Annotated in this window: 16 protein-coding genes and 1 pseudogene; 10 read left to right on the top strand and 7 right to left on the bottom strand. The window is 57.5% G+C overall.

Features of this window, described 5'->3' with window-relative positions; all coding sequences use genetic code 11:
- Positions 1 to 156 precede the first annotated feature (156 nt).
- Both ACTQZF_RS04390 and ACTQZF_RS04385 read left to right on the top strand, forming a co-directional pair.
- Positions 157 to 396, top strand: coding sequence for a hypothetical protein (locus ACTQZF_RS04390; RefSeq protein WP_441554648.1), 240 nt, complete (start codon positions 157 to 159; stop codon positions 394 to 396).
- A complete protein-coding gene (locus tag ACTQZF_RS04385) occupies positions 386 to 1,777 on the top strand; it encodes an APC family permease (RefSeq protein ID WP_441554647.1) in 1,392 nt (463 codons plus the stop codon). Before ACTQZF_RS04390 ends, ACTQZF_RS04385 begins: the two co-directional genes overlap by 11 nt.
- Before the next feature lie 99 nt (positions 1,778 to 1,876).
- On the opposite strand, the gene ACTQZF_RS04380 is transcribed toward ACTQZF_RS04385, so the two are convergent.
- Positions 1,877 to 2,068 carry a hypothetical protein gene (locus ACTQZF_RS04380; RefSeq protein WP_441554646.1) on the bottom strand — a complete coding sequence of 64 codons (192 nt, stop codon included), beginning with the start codon at positions 2,066 to 2,068 and terminating at the stop codon, positions 1,877 to 1,879.
- A 90-nt stretch (positions 2,069 to 2,158) separates the two neighbouring features.
- Between ACTQZF_RS04380 and ACTQZF_RS04375 the strand changes: the two genes are divergently transcribed.
- The 4 genes and pseudogenes from ACTQZF_RS04375 to ACTQZF_RS04360 form a co-directional block, all read left to right on the top strand.
- On the top strand, positions 2,159 to 3,151 hold the full coding sequence (locus ACTQZF_RS04375; protein ID WP_441554645.1) for a helix-turn-helix transcriptional regulator: 993 nt from the start codon (positions 2,159 to 2,161) through the stop codon (positions 3,149 to 3,151).
- A 305-nt stretch (positions 3,152 to 3,456) separates the two neighbouring features.
- A complete protein-coding gene (locus ACTQZF_RS04370) occupies positions 3,457 to 5,085 on the top strand; it encodes an amidohydrolase (RefSeq protein ID WP_441554644.1) in 1,629 nt (542 codons plus the stop codon).
- 39 nt (positions 5,086 to 5,124) lie between these two features.
- Positions 5,125 to 6,507, top strand: a complete 1,383-nt coding sequence (locus ACTQZF_RS04365; protein ID WP_441554643.1) for an MATE family efflux transporter — start codon at positions 5,125 to 5,127, stop codon at positions 6,505 to 6,507.
- A 191-nt stretch (positions 6,508 to 6,698) separates the two neighbouring features.
- Positions 6,699 to 6,821: pseudogene (locus ACTQZF_RS04360) on the top strand (transposase-like zinc-binding domain-containing protein); the annotation flags it as partial.
- A gap of 84 nt (positions 6,822 to 6,905) precedes the next feature.
- On the opposite strand, the gene ACTQZF_RS04355 reads toward ACTQZF_RS04360, so the two are convergent.
- A complete protein-coding gene (locus ACTQZF_RS04355) occupies positions 6,906 to 7,346 on the bottom strand; it encodes a MerR family transcriptional regulator (protein ID WP_441554642.1) in 441 nt (146 codons plus the stop codon).
- Between the two features lie 354 nt (positions 7,347 to 7,700).
- Here ACTQZF_RS04355 and ACTQZF_RS04350 point away from each other — a divergent pair, with 354 nt between their 5' ends.
- Together ACTQZF_RS04350 and ACTQZF_RS04345 are read left to right on the top strand one after the other, a co-directional pair.
- On the top strand, positions 7,701 to 8,465 hold the full coding sequence (locus ACTQZF_RS04350) for a carboxymuconolactone decarboxylase family protein (RefSeq protein ID WP_441554641.1): 765 nt from the start codon (positions 7,701 to 7,703) through the stop codon (positions 8,463 to 8,465).
- Positions 8,466 to 8,467: 2 nt separating this feature from the next.
- On the top strand, positions 8,468 to 9,493 hold the full coding sequence (locus ACTQZF_RS04345) for an alpha/beta hydrolase (RefSeq protein ID WP_441554640.1): 1,026 nt from the start codon (positions 8,468 to 8,470) through the stop codon (positions 9,491 to 9,493).
- 186 nt (positions 9,494 to 9,679) lie between these two features.
- Here the strand turns inward: ACTQZF_RS04345 and ACTQZF_RS04340 are convergent, their stop codons facing one another.
- Complete coding sequence (locus ACTQZF_RS04340) at positions 9,680 to 10,093, bottom strand: helix-turn-helix domain-containing protein (protein WP_441554639.1); 414 nt, start codon at positions 10,091 to 10,093, stop codon at positions 9,680 to 9,682.
- A gap of 240 nt (positions 10,094 to 10,333) precedes the next feature.
- Complete coding sequence (locus tag ACTQZF_RS04335; RefSeq protein WP_441554638.1) at positions 10,334 to 11,125, bottom strand: hypothetical protein; 792 nt, start codon at positions 11,123 to 11,125, stop codon at positions 10,334 to 10,336.
- Between the two features lie 177 nt (positions 11,126 to 11,302).
- Between ACTQZF_RS04335 and ACTQZF_RS04330 the strand changes: the two genes are divergently transcribed.
- Positions 11,303 to 11,572, top strand: coding sequence for a hypothetical protein (locus ACTQZF_RS04330; protein ID WP_427729255.1), 270 nt, complete (start codon positions 11,303 to 11,305; stop codon positions 11,570 to 11,572).
- On the opposite strand, the gene ACTQZF_RS04325 is transcribed toward ACTQZF_RS04330, so the two are convergent.
- The gene (locus tag ACTQZF_RS04325) at positions 11,538 to 12,116 is read right to left on the bottom strand and encodes a hypothetical protein (RefSeq protein ID WP_441554637.1); all 579 of its coding nucleotides are present in this window, start codon (positions 12,114 to 12,116) and stop codon (positions 11,538 to 11,540) included. The genes ACTQZF_RS04330 and ACTQZF_RS04325 overlap by 35 nt on opposite strands.
- Positions 12,117 to 12,333: 217 nt before the next feature.
- Positions 12,334 to 12,546 (bottom strand): hypothetical protein, encoded by a 213-nt coding sequence (locus tag ACTQZF_RS04320; protein ID WP_441554636.1) that lies wholly within the window; start codon positions 12,544 to 12,546, stop codon positions 12,334 to 12,336.
- On the opposite strand from ACTQZF_RS04320, the gene ACTQZF_RS04315 reads away from it, so the two are divergent.
- On the top strand, positions 12,541 to 13,365 hold the full coding sequence (locus ACTQZF_RS04315; protein WP_441554635.1) for an ATP-binding protein: 825 nt from the start codon (positions 12,541 to 12,543) through the stop codon (positions 13,363 to 13,365). The two genes, ACTQZF_RS04320 and ACTQZF_RS04315, sit on opposite strands and share 6 nt — an antisense overlap.
- Here the strand turns inward: ACTQZF_RS04315 and ACTQZF_RS04310 are convergent.
- Positions 13,287 to 13,706 (bottom strand): YjdF family protein, encoded by a 420-nt coding sequence (locus ACTQZF_RS04310; protein ID WP_441554634.1) that lies wholly within the window; start codon positions 13,704 to 13,706, stop codon positions 13,287 to 13,289. The two genes, ACTQZF_RS04315 and ACTQZF_RS04310, sit on opposite strands and share 79 nt — an antisense overlap.
- Between the last annotated feature and the right edge of the window lie 475 nt (positions 13,707 to 14,181).

The raw sequence follows: 14,181 nt of genomic DNA, 5'->3' as shown, positions 1-14,181 counted from the left end.
GGCGAACGGGGCCGCCTGGCCGGCCGGCCGGGCTTTCCCCGGGCGCTCCGCTGCCTCCGCACCGGAGCGCCCCTCCCCTTCGATTGGATACCCGCCTGGCCTGGGACCTATTGCGGGTTAGGCCAATTGTTCGCTTGGATATCCCAGGTCAGGCGCGTGTCCAATTGCCGAAAGTTCCCGGTCGTATACGCGGCCGTCTTGATCGGAGTGTCCATGTACCAGCGTATCGTCATCTACATGCGCCTGTTCCGCGAGCGTTGGTCCAACAATTGCATCCCTTCTTCTCCTTGGGATGGCACCTGCACCGGTGACGCGGCCCGCAACCCTGCCTTGGGCTGCGCCTTCGGTGCAGATGCCATCTTTTTTGCTGTAGGGGGAGCGTGCCATGGCAGGTAAAAAGTTCTCCCTGTTCGAGGTCATCCTCTCGGTTATATGCGTCGTATTTACCATCGAGGCGGCCGCTCCGGCATCCGCCATGGGTAACGTGCAGTTCTTCTGGTGGGCCTTCCTCATCATCACGTTTTTGCTTCCCTATGGCCTGGTGGTGGCCGAGCTCGGTACGGCGTTCGATTCCGAGGGCGGCCTGTACGATTGGGTTCGCCTGGGCTTGGGCGACCGTTGGGGCGCCTGCTGCTCCTGGTGCTACTGGGTCAACTTCCCGCTGTGGGTTGCCAGTATCGCCTGTATGTTCCCCAGTGTCATCAATGCGGTATGGGGCATCGAATTTTCGCTCGGGGCCCGGATTGCCATCGAGCTTGCCTTCGTGTGGGGCGTCACGGTCATGGCGATGCACCCGGTGGCCGAGGCCGATTGGGTCATGGACGGCGGTGCCGTCATCAAGGTGCTCATTACCGCCGTGGTGGGAATCGTCGGCATCTGGTTTGCCTGCGATAACGGCTTTGCCAACGACATGTCGTCTAAGACCTTCATTCCAGATTTGGGCGACACCGATTCGTTGACGTACCTATCGATCATCCTGTTCAACTTTATGGGCTTCGAAGTGGTCGCGACCTTTGCCAGCACGATGAAAAACCCGTCGCGTGATATCCCCAAGGCGGTTATCGCCGGTGGCGTCGCCATTGCGGCAATCTACATTATCTGCGGCATCGGCATCGGGGCCGCGGTTCCCACCGAGCGGCTTTCGCTCGATTCGGGCATTGTGGACGCGGTCGCCGCCATGTTGGGGCGCAGCCATCCGCTGACGATGGTCGTGGGCGCGGCCTTTTTGGTGACGCTGTTCGCCAACATGATCTGCTGGAGCTTTGGCGTCAACAACGTGGCGAGCTATGCCGCGCGTCACGGCAATATGCCGCGTCCCTTTGCGCTGGTGTCCAAGAGGACCGGCATGCCCAATGGCTCGGCACTCATTAACGGTTGTTTTGCCAGCCTGGTACTACTGCTTCAGATTCCGCTGGGCGAGGGCTCCGACGTCTTTTGGGTTTTCTTCTCGATGAACGTCGTCTTCCTGCTTATGAGCTATATTCCGATGTTCCCGGCGTTTTGGCGCCTGCGCAGATACGACGATCGCCCGCGCGTGTTCCGCGCGCCCTTCGAGGGCAAGGTGCTCGCGGTGGCACTTGCGATTCCCGTGGTGGAGCTTGTGCTTTCGATTGTCGCCACGATTGTGCCGCTCAACAGCTCACCCGCCGAGATGGCAAAGTTGCCGATTCTCGTGGGCGTGGTAATCGGTGTGCTGTTGGGCGAGGTCTCACGCCTCATATCGCGCCGCGGCCGCAGCGTCGATAATCCCGGCGTTGGCGTGTATAGAAAACGCTAACCGTGAGGGGCTTGGCCCACCGGCACGGGGCTAAAACCGGGGCTGCTTCCAAGTTAATAAATTGTTGCGAGGATTACTACGGCAATCGTGAAGGTTATGCTAATGGTTGCGCTGGTCGAGTGAAGAGGTGAGCTTAGGCGCAAAGTAGGGGACGTGTCCCAGGTAAGGGCAGCTGTCGTTGCGCTCATCAACGATGCAAAGAACGTTATCGTAGGTCATGGTTGAACCGATTTTGGCGATGGCCTTGGCGGCAGGCGCGACAATAATCTTGAACGGTGCAATTGGCACCATGGTATTTCCTTTCGATCTTGGCATTCGTTGGATTTTTTTACCACAACCGTATTATGGAATCAAGTGGGTTGTGCGGGGAATGAGGGTCGTATGAGCTTCGCATTTTTTATCTACACGATTCTTGTCATGGGCGTTGGATTGGTGACGGCATCAACTGCGCTCGTAATATGGCTCATGACTCGTCGACGCGATTGTTTGGCGGCGGCCGCGGGTTTCCTTCTCTATATCATCGATATGTCGGTGATCTTCTTTGATGAGTACAACCGGCTCAAATATGACTATACGGTGACGTTTAATGAGCCGCTTCAACACCCGTTGCTGCGCTGTGCGCTGGGCGTGGCGATTCTTGCGTGCGTATGGCTTTGGGTAATGTTTCGCTTGCACGACGAGGTGACCGTTAAGCGAGTTGCCGCATATGTCGTACCGATCGCCGTGCTTCAGCTTGCTCTGGTGCCTCGTACTGGCTTTGCGGGCCAGATTCAGCAATATCTTTTTTGGCTTGCGCGCGATTTGGGAATGGCATTCTGCTTGGTATATGCTTACGCCCGCTATCGCAAGACGGAGAATAGAGCTGAGCGGCTCGATCTTGAGCGCTCTCGGACGTTCTTTCGCATAGCCTGCGTGCTTACCGTGATGGTGGTTATCGAGGATACCTATATGATCCTATTCTGCACGCCTGACGTTGACAACGTGATGGTGAGCGCCTTTTTATGGTATCTGAGCGAGCGGAATATCTCAGAGAATTTATTGTTTGTGGCTGCAGCCGTTCAGCTATTTAAACAGTTCAGCCATATCTTACGTGCGTTCTCGCGTCATCCTCGTGCCGATGAAGAGGTAGCGACAGAGCGCCGTGATGCACGGGAGGACCTTGTCTCGCGAGTTGTGATATTCTCGGACGAGTATGGGCTTTCAAAGCGCGAACAGGAAGTGCTTACACTCGTATTGCGTGGACTCGATGTCCAAAAGATTGCTAATGAACTTGTGATTAGTCCGGGTACCGTCAAGGCTCACCTGCATCGCATCTATGTAAAGAGCGAAGTCAAGGCGCGTGACGACTTGATTGAGGCATTCTGGCGCTCGTGAGGCTGGAGCGGTCCGGCTGATGGTGTATCGCAGACCGCTCGGCGTAAAGAAGCGACAATAAACTTAGACAATAAAATACCTGTTCAGACGTGTAAACCTGCTTAATCCGTCCGTTCGCTCGGCTCCATCTTGTCAGCTTGTGCTGGAGGTGCGTCAATGGGTGTTGACGCGGGGCGTAGGGCGCTGGACAGACGCCCAACTGCCTGTAGGCACGTGTCACGGGGGGCGGCAAATGCTCCCTCACCGATTGGGCGCGACGTATTGTGGCGCTTATCCATTGTCCTGTAACGTCTGAGGAGGCTCATATGGACAAAGCGGATTTAGTCATCAAAAGTAATGCTGTGTTCACTGGTGACGGGCTGGCACCGTTCAAGGGCGGCGTTGCTATCGCGGGTGACAGAATTGTTGCGTGCGGCGAAGATAAGTACCTCGACGCTTTTATCGGGTCCGATACCGAGGTGCGCGACTATGGCGATAAGCTCGTCATGCCTGGCATCATCGATTCGCACACTCACTATGTCCAGGGCGCCTTTTTGTCCGATCCCGATTTCTCCGTCAATCTCATCGATTGCACAAGCTTCGAGCAGTGTATGGAACGCGTGCAGGCGTTTGCCGAAGACCACCCGAACAACGAGTGGATCGTGGGCTGTCAGGTTATCCAGTTCCAGTGGGACGTGCCCGAGATGCCTACGGCGGCAATGATCGATGAGTACATTTCGGACCGTCCGGTCTTTTTGCAGCAGGTTGACATGCACACGTTTAGTGCCAACACCTGCGCAATCGAGAAAATCGGCGTTACTGCTGAAACGCCAGACCCATCAGGCGGCAAGATTCTTAGGGATGAAGCTGGCAACCCCACTGGGGTCTTCTCGAACAACGCGGGAGCCCTTTTCATGGATGAGGTATACAATCCTGCCCCCGAGGTGGCTAGTGCTTCCTTAGCAAAGACCGCGCATCGCGCCAACGCTCTCGGTATTACGACAGTCGGCATGGTTAACCCCACTTTTGTGAGCATGGATAACCCCTATAAATTCCTCGCGGAACTCAACCGCAAGGGCGAACATCCGTTGCGCGTGTTCATGTACACAGACCTTTTTGAGAACGAGACCATGACGCTCGAGGAGATTCGGGCGAAATACGACTTCCCGGGCACGCAAGTCGAGTGGCATGGCTTTAAGCAGTTCATTGACGGCGTGTGCTCCGATCATACTGCTTGGATGCTCGAGCCCTATGCTAATGCTCCCGAGACCTGTGGCGAGCCGGCTGAGGAACCAGAGCGCGTGCGCAAAGCCATCCTTAAAGCGCTTGAGTGGGGTGTCGACACGCGCATCCATGCCATAGGCGATCGTTCCGTACGCTTTATCCTCGACTGCTTCGAGGAGGGTGAGAAGCGTTACGGTCTTATGGGCTGTCGTCACTCCATGGAGCACAACGAGACTGTTCAACCTGAGGATTTGCCGCGCTATGCGGAACTCGGCGTTTGTCCGGCTATGCAGCCATGGCATATGCTGCTTGATATGGCCGACTTGGCAAAGGACGACGCCGTTGGTCCCGAGCGCGCGGCGCTCTCGTGGCCAATTCATAGCTTGCTTGCGAGCGGTGCCTGCGTGCATCTGGGCTCCGACTTCCCGGTCGTGGGGCTTGAGCCTATGGAGGAAGTCTATGGAGCGGTCTATCGTATGCTCGAGGATGGATCTAATCCTGAGGGTTGGTTCCCTGAGGAGCGAATCACTATGGCCGAGGCCCTGCGCGCATACACCTACGGCGGCGCCTATGCTATGCATGCTGAGGACCGCATCGGCACACTCGCCTGCGGCAAGCAAGCCGACATCTGCGTACTCGACCGCAATCTCTTTACCTGCGAGCCGGCAGACGTTCTCGGCGCCACAGCTGAGCTTACGGTGGTCGCCGGTAAGGTCGTCTACGAGAAGTAGCCCCACAGTCTTTCAATCTCTCAAGGAAAGGGGAGAACCATGGCAGAAGAAACAGCCGCTGTCGTTGGGGAGGAGCACGAGCTCGCCTCAAAGCCGATTCCAGAACTCGTGCGCCGCTACACAATTGTGACCGGTCAGGGCATGCTCGCGCAGATCATTATGGTCGTGCTCGAGGGTCTCGTGATGGGCTGGGGCCTGGGCTCTCACGGTCTTGCTTGCGTCTCGATCATCATGTCTGTCGAGTACATCAATCTGGCCTTCGGCAACCTCTTCGGTACGGGCGTACCGGCCGTCGTGGGCAACCTGCTCGGCGCCGGCGACATCAAGGGGGCGAGTAAGGCATTTAGCCAGGGTTTCTGGCTCACGACGATTGTTTCGGTCCTGCTCGCCGTCGTGATGGCAGCCCTCACCGAGCCCATCTGTGCATTCTTTGGCGCAACGCCCGATATCATGGCTGACACGGTCGCCGGCGTGCGCACGTTCGCCGTGCTATTGCCGCTCACAGTCATCGGCCAGATGGTCACCGCCGTTATGCGCGTCGATGAGAAGGTCCAGGTCTCGGCAAATCTCATGACCGTATCTGCCATCGTTGCCATTTGCTGGCTTGCGCTCTCGACTTTCGTACTCAAGCTCGGCGTCATGGGTGCCGGCGTGTACTATGGCCTGTCCATTGGTATCTGGGCCATCGGCATCTTCTGGTATGTTGGTGGCAAGAAGTCTCAGCTCCAGATCAACCTGGTCGATCTCAAACTCGACATGGGTATCTGCGGGCAGATCGTTAAGATCGGCTTCCCGTTCTTCCTGGTCCAGGGTGCGACATTTGTCTTCAATACCGTTGCCAACTCGCTGCTCGGCACGCTTGGCGGTGACATGGGTTCGCTCTACATCGCTGCCTTCGGCGTAATCAACGGCTACATTCTCTACATCACCATGATGGTCGCCCAGTGCTTCTCCTATGGTCTGCAGCCCATCGCTGCTTTCAATGCCGGCGCCAAGGCCTGGGCTCGACTCAAGGAGACGCTCTCCTGCACACTCAAGTATCAGATTGGTGTGCTGCTTATGGTCACTGCTGTCCTGTGGGCGGCTGCAACGCCGGTCTGTGCGTTCTTCGCGGGTTCCGACCCGGCACTTGTCGAGGTCGCTGCCAGCGCTACACGTATCGTAGTCCTGGCCGTCGCGCTTGGGTACCTTGCGATGACCATGTCCATATACTATCAGGCGGTCGAAAAGGTCGGCGTCGCTACGTTCTGCGGCCTGCTCCGTTACGTGATTTGTTCCGTGCCGCTCATGTACTTGCTTGGCGGTATGATGGGTGCGCAGGGCGTTTGGATTGCCTTGGTTGCAGCCGATGCCATTACCGGCCTGGTTTCCATCGCACTTGCTGCAAAGGAACAAAAGCGCCTGAATGGGTTCATGGCGTAGTCTAGGGCTTATATGACATAATGTGTGTCCACGTTGGGGGTATCGGCGCAGGCCGATGCCCCTTTTTCAGCCGTTTAAATTCCGTGCCCGCTTTTAACCGCTCGGACAGAATGTGTGTCCGGTTGCCTATCGTTACCGCAGGTAGATAACCTTTTCCGGAACCGTTAAATACCCTTTCGGAGGAGGTGTCCATGAAGGCCGGCTATTGCCCTTACTGCGGCGGTCGGGCCAAGCGCAACGGCAGGACCTCATCGGGGTCCCAGCGGTGGAGGCGCACGGCCCGCGGCGCGTCGACGACGGTGAGGTGCGACGACACCGCGACGAGGTGTCGGCGGGGACGCTGTTCACCCCTCCCTCGATCACGTTGCTTGACCGCGGACCATTTCAGGCAGATGGCATTATCGAGCGTGGGCGTTCTCGTAGGCACCTTTGATCTCCTCTGGCAAATTGTCGGGAATCAGCGCTTTCACCCTATGCTCGCCGCCATCCTGAATCGCCTGCTCGTAGTACCAGCATTTGAACTTCAACATGTCCAGCGCGCGGTGCATCTCCTCGATCTCCGACTCCATGTGGGCCTTTCGCTCCTCGAACATGGCCTTGCGCTTGGGATATGTCGATGGGCCCTCCGCGCACCATTCCATGAACAGCCGGATGTCCTTGATCTCCATCCCCGCCTTCTTCAGGCATTCGATGACTCGAAGCTCCTCGAGTTCCGTATCGCCGAATCGGCGAATGCCGGACGCCCGCTCCAGCCCTGGGAACAATCCCTGCTTGTCGTAATACCGCAGCGTGGAAACGGGCAGACCGAACATCTCCGCTACCTGTCCGATTGTGTGCATGGTCCCTCCGGACAAATCTCGAATTCATTCCTTGACCTAAAGTCAGGTTTAGGTATTACCTTCATTCTCGTCAATATGAATCGCGAGTTCAAGGGGTATTCCGTAATGAGCAAAACGGTTTTGATGGTCTCTTCAAGTCCTCGAAAGAATGACAATTCCGAGACGCTGGCGGATGCTTTCGCCAAAGGCGCACGCTTGCCGGAACGGTTTTCGCCGGCGGCGTGAACGGCGTGGGCGAAATCGCCGGACATCCCGCACTTGAGCAAGCGCGCCGAATGGGCATGGGAGTCTAGGCGCGGCTCAACTGCGCGGAAGCAGTTTTGCACTCAAAACCATCGACAGGAGGAATCAAACATGACGATTAAGCAGACAGCGGGCAGAGATGCCCTGGGGGGCTTTGCCCCCAAATTTGCACAGCTCAATGACGACGTACTGTTCGGCGAGGTGTGGAGCCGAGAAGACGGGCTCTCCCTTCGAGACCGCAGCGTGGTGACGGTGGTGGCCCTGATGGCGCAGGGACTGACGGACTCTTCGTTCCAATATCATCTGATGTCCGCAAAGAACAACGGGGTGACCAGGGCGGAGATAACGGAAATCCTTACGCACGCGGCGTTTTACGCGGGATGGCCCAAGGCGTGGGCGGCCTTCCGCATGGCGAAGGAGGTCTGGGCGGATAGCGATGCCGCCGACGCAAGAGCTAGGCATCAAAACGAGATGGCCTTTCCCGTCGGTGCCCCCAACGACGCATTTGCGAAGTACTTTATCGGACAAAGCTACCTCGCGCCCCTTTCCACCGAGCAGGTCGGCGTCTACAACGTGACGTTCGAGCCCGGCTGCCGCAACAACTGGCACATCCATCACGCCAAGAGCGGTGGGGGACAGATCCTCGTCTGCGTGGCCGGTCGAGGGCGTTACCAGGAATGGGGCAAACCGGCACAGGAGCTGCGCCCTGGCGACGTGGTAAATATTCCCGCGGGCGTAAAGCACTGGCACGGAGCCGCGTCCGACAGCTGGTTCTCCCATCTCGCGGTGGAGGTTCCGGGCGAGGAGGCCTCTAGCGAATGGCTGGAGCCTGTGGACGACGAGCAATACCTTAAAGCGACCGACAAGGAGGCTTAGGCATGGAGCAGCTGAAACTGACGCAGGAATGGGACAAGGTCTTCCCCAAAAACGACAAGGTTGAACACAGCAAGGCGACCTTCCACAACCGATACGGCATCGCGCTGGCTGCCGACGTCTACGTGCCGAAGAACGCGGAAGGCAAGCTGCCCGCTATAGCCGTCAGCGGTCCGTTTGGCGCGGTGAAGGAGCAGTCCTCCGGTCTGTACGCGCAGAAGATGGCGGAGCTGGGCTTTTTCGCAATCGCTTTCGACCCGTCCTATACCGGCGAGAGCGGCGGCACGCCTCGCTATGTAGCATCGCCGGACATCAACACAGAGGACTTCTGCGCAGCGGTGGACTTCCTTTCTGTGCAGGAAAGCGTCGATCCGGAGCGCATCGGCATCATCGGTATCTGCGGATGGGGCGGCATGGCAGTCAATGCGGCGGCCATCGACACCCGTATCAAAGCTGCCGCGGCTATGACCATGTACGACATGACCCGCGTGACCGCAAACGGCTATTTTGACGCCGAGGATTCCGAGCAGGCGCGCTTTGAAAAGCGGAAAGCGCTGAACGCGCAGCGCACCGAGGACTATAAAAACGGCAGCTATGCGCTGGCGGGCGGCGTGGCCGATCCGCTGCCGGAGGACGCGCCGCAGTTTGTGGCGGACTATTACGCCTACTACAAGACTCCGCGAGGCTACCATCCCCGCAGCTTGAACTCCAACGGCGGCTGGAATGTGACGTCCTCGCTGTCGTTTTTGAATATGCCGATTTTGCAATATAGCAGCGAAATCCGCTCTGCTGTATTGCTGGTGCATGGCGAGAAGGCGCACTCCCGCTATTTCAGCGAAGCCGCGTACGGCAAGCTGACCGGGGACAACAAGGAATTGCTCATTATCCCCGGTGCCAGCCACACCGACCTTTACGATCAGATGGACATCATTCCGTTTGGAAAGCTGAAGGCATTCTTTGAGGAAGTAGATACAAGCCCTCGTCAATTGCATTTGCCCAGGTCAGCAAACGGGAATAATAAAACGCGATAATCGGTTTCCGCAGGTTCGGTAACCCCGAATGCCGTCGAATGACGCCGCGAACCTTGCCGTATTCGAGCATGCAATTATTCCCCTAACGGTTCTTCCTGGGCGCCGATTTCATACGGGAATAATGGAACAGCCTCCGAAAAAACAGGAGGCTGTTCGCAAGAAAGCATTAATTTACCTGAGGAAATGTCAGAAAGAGGCCTTCCAGTCGGCGTAAGCGGTCTCGTCGACTTCGCCGTGCTCGAGCTCTTTGCGCTTTTTCGCCCTGGACTTGATTGACTGCGAGAGCTTTGGGGCATACGGCGCCTTGGGGTCGACCGCCAGGCCCATGCCGTCCTCGCTGGGCACGAGGCCGTAGCTCTCTTCCAGCTGCAGCAGCAGGGCCATGAGGTCGCGTGACGTCTCGACTCCGTAGTCCTTGAGCGCGCCTACGGAGACCTCGAGCTCCTTCGCGATCTCCTCCAGCAATTCGGACTTCACCGCGCGTATGCCGCTCTCGTAGTGCCTGATCGCGCCCTCGGTGAGCCCCACAGCATCGGCGAGCTGGGCCTGCGTCAGCCCCTTCGCCTTGCGGTGCCGCCGAATGTTGTCGCCTGTCGCCATGTGCCCTCCTGTAGATTCATTGGCGTCATTTTATCAGCGTACGCAAATGTACGCGATTCCATTGACGGCACGAATGTGCATGGAGGGATCTGTGCACACGATTGTGCCAAACTTTATGAATGAGCGGTTAAACCAGGATGGTGCAGCTGCCTACAGTGGCTACTTGTTACCTACGGACGCCATGGGCCCGCATTATCTACCGTAGGGGATTGGGGACAAATCCAAGCCTTCTGTGAGCCTTTACAAAAGCTCGCGAAGTCTTTTTGTCCAAAGCGCGAAAGTGCCGTTCTCGACGCATCTTCCGAAATCGTCGCACTCGCACCAGCGATCGGATCTCGCGATTGCAATCATCGAGGCCACGACTAGCTTCGCATCTGCTTTGGAAACGTCCTGGTCTACGATCTGTTCGATATCGAGTTCCAACCCATGCTGCGCCAGAATATCGCCATAGCACTTGTATTCGGGATATGCTTCCGCGAAGGCGTATACATCATGCAGAAAATCGCGCTTTGCATCCCTTATGGCTTGCGGCCACTTCTTGTGATCGCCGTCAGCCTTACCGTCTTCGAGCCCTTGGCCGACCCCTTCGGCACTCGGCAGATTGTAAAAAGCCAGCATCGCGAGGCCTTCCGTCTCGGTCGGGCCATCGTAGGTTTCTCCGGTCTCCGGTCTCATCTCCTCGCAGCCGAATTCGTCTGCCAAATACTTCAATAGCTTTTCGAAACCTTTGGGATATGCATTAGAGCCCCCGTGCGAGCCGTGCCCATCGAAGAGGCTCCATTGTTCGCCGTCGAGCACCGGTGAATCGTAGTAGGTGAACCAATCGTCGGTGCCAAGATCGCAGAGGAATGCCATGAGCGCATCGACTTGCGTCTTGTCCAATATCCCCTGGTTCTCTCCCTGCTCCAAAAGATGCGACTGGCTGTGGCGGAAAGAGTAAGCCTCTCCGTCTTTGCTGATCTCAAAGGAGGAGTGCCCCTGAAAAAACCCGCCTATGCTGAAGCTGAACACGTCATTATCGAATCCACGCACCGGCCCCTCCGTTCTTTGGTTTCCTGCTGCGTATGTGCACTTGCCCTCATGCGTATTTAATTGGCGTCATTCTATCAGTGTACGAGTTTGTACGCGATTCTATTGAAGTACGGATACGTACGATTATTCTCGGGATTATCAGCGTGCATATTCGTACGAATAGACAGGAGGTCCAAGATGGAACAGCCGGTTGCGCGGACGCAGCGGGTGCTGCGCGATTCCATGAAAGGGCTTTCGGAGCGGCTCCTCGCCGTGTGCGACGCCGATGAGCTTGATGCGGACCTCCAAAGGCAGCTCGCCCTGGTCATGGAGATCTTCAACGGGTTCGGCGAGGTGCCACTGTCCGGAAAGCGCGCAACGCGCAAGAAAGGGCCCAGACGATCTCTTCGGGATGCCTCGGCGCTAACCTGGGCTACGCCCTCGTCGAGCCGCCGCGACACACCGTGACCTTGCATGAGTAGACTCGCCAGCAGAACTCGGGATCGTCTTCGATGCCGTCTTCTCCGAAGCAGGATACTTCTCTGACGCGGCATGCGAGCCATTCGCCGCCGTTAAGGTTTTCGAGAGCTTTCTGGAATAGCTGGTCGTCGTAATCGTGGTAGGGCTCGTAGGGAACTGTGGATCCATCGGCCAGGTGGAACCTGTAGCCCCATTCGCTGATGTCCTCCGAGCACGGACGCACCTCGAGAAGGTCGCCCTCCTTGAGAGAGGCCGCCGACCTCTCGAGGTCCACGTCGCGCTCGGTTTCGCCTTCCTCCCAGGTGGATTCGGACCAAAGGTCCGCTATTCCGATCTTCTTGACGCCCAGCGGAGCGTCGTCCAGGAAATCGTCCGGAGTCACATCCCTGAGGAACGCCTTAGCACCCCGGATAGCGATGGCCTCCTCGAGCGTCCGCGCCTCCGCGTATTCTTCCGTCTTGTAATCTTCGACAGTGAACTGCTCACCCTCGTATTTCTTCGGCCTTGGCAGGCCGAGATCCTTGTCGTTCATTCATCCCGCCTTTCTCGGTTTGCCTGCGGTTACTCGCGGATCTGACTCTTTCTAGTTGAGGCATGAAAGAACCGTCGGCGATTCCGCTTGCGATACCGCCGACACCTCGCATAATAGCCCGCAGATGCTCGCACTCCTTTTCGCCACTCATTATCTCACGGCCACATAAAGCGCAGGAGGCGTTGAAGCACGTGAAAGGGTGAATCGCGACCGCCCCTCAGTCGGCCTGCATGGTTCCGACTACAGGAATCTCTGATAACTTCCACTCCTCAGCGTAGAGGACCTCGTTCTGGGCCTCCAAAATGCGCGCGGCGTCGCCGATGCGCTCGACGCATAGGGCAGGAAGAGGTTCAAGGTGCGCCCCGGGGCCCTCATCGGGCCCCTGCTCGCTGTCTCGGGGACGAAGTGCCTCTTCATCGACGAGGTGCAAAACGTCGAGGGTTTCGAGGACGTGCTTAACGGGTTCCGCACCGAAGGTGGCTTCTCCATCTTCATCACCGGGTCGAACTCCTACCTGCTCTCGGGCGAACTGGCTACGAAGCTAACCGGGTGCTACATCGAATTCGAGATGCAGACGCTGGACTTTGGCGAGTATTGCCAGATGAAGCGCTTCTTGGGACTGCCCGTGAGCCCGAACCCGGTCGCGGAATTCGATGCCTACATCCTCGAAGGGGGCTTCCCGAAAGCGATGGATTACCCCGGGCTCGCCGACAAGCGCGCTTACGTCACGGCGGTAATCCAAGAGATCTTCGAAAAGGACGTCCGTAGGCACGTGAAGATCAAGAACGTCTCCGTGTTCAACCAGGTGCGCGAATACGTCATCAACAACTGCGGCGCCACCATGTCGCTTAGTAACATCCAGTCCGACCTCGAGAGCAAGCGGGGCGTGAAAATCAAACGCGAGACGCTTGCGCGATACCTCCAAACCTTCGAGGACGCGGAGGTCGTCAGCAAGTGTGCCCGCTTTGACCTTAAGTCGCGAAAATCGCTAAGGGGTGAGCAGAAGTACTACCTGGCAGACCTGAGCTTCTACTTCGTCCTCAATACAGACAACCGCATCAACTACGGGCCTGTCCTCGAGAACATCGTCTATCGCTACGCTCGCGTGCGGGGTTACAAGGTCAGCGTTGGACGCATTGGAAAGCTGGAATGCCTTGCTGCAAATGGCAATCAATGCCCACGATGCTTCTGCTTGCGCTTCAACTTCCGCTGCTCGAAGCGCGCCTCCGCCTCATCCGCGCGACGCTGACTTCTTGCTTGAGCCGACTCCCGCTTCATCGCTTCCCGCTGTGCCGCGAGCGCCTGTTGTGCCTTGGTGCTCACCGCGGGCCGTTTAAGGGCTTTCGCTGCCTCGCGAGCGCGCCGCTTGGGGTTCTTCGCGGGCTTGCTTGTCTCAGTGGCCTTGTCGCCGAAGAACGAGAGCTTCTCCCATTTGCCGACAACGAATTGCAGGATCTCCTCATCGGACGGCTCCGCGCCGAAGACGATGCGGGCGACGCCGTATCTGCCGTCCTCGACATGCTCCGTCAGCCCGACCCAGAATTGGCCGTCGTGATATACGGTCAGGGTGGACGACACACTGATCTGCATGGTTGGTTCCTCCTTTATGTAGATGACCATGCAGAGAAGGGACAACCAAGGAGGCAGGTTACTGATGCGGACCCCCGCACGCCCACGACTACCCGACGGGGACTGTGTTTTTATCTCTGGTAGTTGGATTGTAGCACGCGCAGACGTGCCCTTCATCGCTGGCGACATGACATGGTTGGGGCTTACCACCCGACGCGCCCTTGCGCATATCGTCTTCTCGGTTTCGAAACTTTAAAAGACCTTGAGTTTCGAAACCGCGAAGGAGAGTTTAAGCAAGAGACGTCGTTAGCTCTGAGTCGATGCTCGAGAAGGGGCTCTCGTCGCTTCTGTCCATCAGGGATGCATTCACGAAGGTCCTCATCGCCCGCACGAGGCGCGGGCCTTATACCCGGGAGGGCGTTCTCGTGCTGGATCTCGCGAGGTGACTGCTCGGCGAGCAGGAGTTCTGAGCGTCATACGGGGATATCGCTCGATA

This window comes from Collinsella sp. LCP19S3_H3 (assembly GCF_052119145.1).
GTDB lineage: Bacteria > Actinomycetota > Coriobacteriia > Coriobacteriales > Coriobacteriaceae > Collinsella.
Note: the sequence above shows the minus strand (reverse complement) of the source record. Positions and strands in the feature narration are given on the sequence as shown.